This is a genomic window from Chryseobacterium gossypii (assembly GCF_041361455.1).
Lineage (GTDB): Bacteria > Bacteroidota > Bacteroidia > Flavobacteriales > Weeksellaceae > Chryseobacterium > Chryseobacterium gossypii.
Window position 1 is genome coordinate 1 of the sequence record NZ_JBGCUR010000085.1, and the last position, 660, is coordinate 660.

Genomic DNA, 660 nt, shown 5'->3' on the forward strand with positions numbered 1-660 from the left:
CCGTCATAGGTTAGCCCCCAGCCTTCTCCCAATACATTCGGGTAAGCAAACTCGGATAACAGCTTAAGGGAATTCTTATCATAGATATATCCTCTCTTGCTTTGCCAGGTCAGTTGGTATACTTTATCCCCCACAATGGTGCTCCCTTCTGAAAAATCTTCCTGTGCCTGTTTTGTAGAGGCCAGAGGAGTGGTAGTCCCCAATGTATATTTCAGAATCTGCGAAGAGCCGTTCTGCCCGTCACTTTCATAGATCGTGTTTCCTTCAAGCTGAAATCCCTGTACAAAGTTTTTGGGATCATGCGGATATTCAGACACGATCTCATATGAAAGATTTTTCTCGGGATCTTTTGCGAAAACATTGATGGTAGCGTCCTGATTTAAAGTTTCCCCACTTTTGATTTTGATATTGAATGTCACGGCATTGTCTCCCAATGTGAAAAACTTAGGATCAATGATCAGGTTTGAAGTTTCCTTGTCACCAAAGCTGATGGTTATACTTTCTGCATTGTCCGTAATTTCTTTCGGAAGATTAAGCTTATCGCCGAAATGGTAGCCTTTGGCTTCCATCGAGGTATTATAATTACTTAAAGAGTCAAGGATCTTTTTATCATTCTTACAAGACACCAGAAACAAAACCGCAGCAAAGCCCGCTATTATA

Annotated in this window: 1 protein-coding gene; it reads right to left on the reverse strand. The window is 41.4% G+C overall.

The genetic code is table 11. The features are described from left to right. The coding region (locus tag ABMQ40_RS16655; protein WP_370901635.1) for a glutaminyl-peptide cyclotransferase at positions 1–659 on the reverse strand (659 nt) is incomplete at its 3' end. Position 660: the final 1 nt, after the last annotated feature.